The sequence below is a fragment of the Shewanella intestini genome, assembly GCF_018221465.1.
Lineage (GTDB): Bacteria > Pseudomonadota > Gammaproteobacteria > Enterobacterales > Shewanellaceae > Shewanella > Shewanella intestini.
This window is the reverse complement of record NZ_JAAIKR010000029.1, coordinates 3,944-5,712: the sequence shown is the minus strand read 5'-3', so window position 1 is coordinate 5,712 and position 1,769 is coordinate 3,944. Positions and strand designations below refer to the sequence as shown.

At 51.2% G+C, this 1,769-nt stretch carries 1 rRNA gene; it reads left to right on the top strand.

Going from position 1 to position 1,769, the window contains the following annotated elements:
* Positions 1-202 precede the first annotated feature (202 nt).
* Positions 203-1,745, top strand: a 16S ribosomal RNA gene (locus G3R48_RS16870).
* Positions 1,746-1,769 lie beyond the last annotated feature (24 nt).

The window sequence follows — 1,769 nt, the reverse complement described above, 5'->3', positions numbered from 1 at the left end:
ATCTGTGTGGACATTCACAGGTGTTGAGTTATTCGAAATTGCTTCTTATATTCTTCGGAATTGAAGCAATCAAAAATTTAAACTCAATGCTAAAACTTCGGTTTTAGAATGTTCATACTTGACAAGTTGATTGATGATTTCGGTTATTAATCAGCGCATGACAGTAGAATTCATTGAGCGTTCGAAAGAACGAAAAAACTTTTAATTGAAGAGTTTGATCATGGCTCAGATTGAACGCTGGCGGCAGGCCTAACACATGCAAGTCGAGCGGTAACAGGAAAGTGCTTGCACTTTTGCTGACGAGCGGCGGACGGGTGAGTAATGCCTAGGGATCTGCCCAGTCGAGGGGGATAACAGTTGGAAACGACTGCTAATACCGCATACGCCCTACGGGGGAAAGGAGGGGACCTTCGGGCCTTTCGCGATTGGATGAACTTAGGTGGGATTAGCTAGTTGGTAAGGTAATGGCTTACCAAGGCGACGATCCCTAGCTGTTCTGAGAGGATGATCAGCCACACTGGGACTGAGACACGGCCCAGACTCCTACGGGAGGCAGCAGTGGGGAATATTGCACAATGGGGGAAACCCTGATGCAGCCATGCCGCGTGTGTGAAGAAGGCCCTAGGGTTGTAAAGCACTTTCAGCGAGGAGGAAAGGTAAGTAGTTAATAACTGCTTACTGTGACGTTACTCGCAGAAGAAGGACCGGCTAACTCCGTGCCAGCAGCCGCGGTAATACGGAGGGTCCGAGCGTTAATCGGAATTACTGGGCGTAAAGCGTGCGCAGGCGGTTCGTTAAGCCAGATGTGAAAGCCCCGGGCTCAACCTGGGAATAGCATTTGGAACTGGCGAACTAGAGTCTTGTAGAGGGGGGTAGAATTTCAGGTGTAGCGGTGAAATGCGTAGAGATCTGAAGGAATACCGGTGGCGAAGGCGGCCCCCTGGACAAAGACTGACGCTCATGCACGAAAGCGTGGGGAGCAAACGGGATTAGATACCCCGGTAGTCCACGCCGTAAACGATGTCTACTCGGAGTTTGGTGCCTTGAGCACTGGGCTCCCAAGCTAACGCATTAAGTAGACCGCCTGGGGAGTACGGCCGCAAGGTTAAAACTCAAATGAATTGACGGGGGCCCGCACAAGCGGTGGAGCATGTGGTTTAATTCGATGCAACGCGAAGAACCTTACCTACTCTTGACATCCAGAGAACTTTCCAGAGATGGATTGGTGCCTTCGGGAACTCTGAGACAGGTGCTGCATGGCTGTCGTCAGCTCGTGTTGTGAAATGTTGGGTTAAGTCCCGCAACGAGCGCAACCCCTATCCTTATTTGCCAGCGAGTAATGTCGGGAACTTTAGGGAGACTGCCGGTGATAAACCGGAGGAAGGTGGGGACGACGTCAAGTCATCATGGCCCTTACGAGTAGGGCTACACACGTGCTACAATGGCGTATACAGAGGGTTGCGAAGCCGCGAGGTGAAGCTAATCTCACAAAGTACGTCGTAGTCCGGATTGGAGTCTGCAACTCGACTCCATGAAGTCGGAATCGCTAGTAATCGTAGATCAGAATGCTACGGTGAATACGTTCCCGGGCCTTGTACACACCGCCCGTCACACCATGGGAGTGGGCTGCAAAAGAAGTGGGTAGCATAACCTTCGGGAGTGCGCTCACCACTTTGTGGTTCATGACTGGGGTGAAGTCGTAACAAGGTAGCCCTAGGGGAACCTGGGGCTGGATCACCTCCTTACCTATACGACTAACTCAATATTTG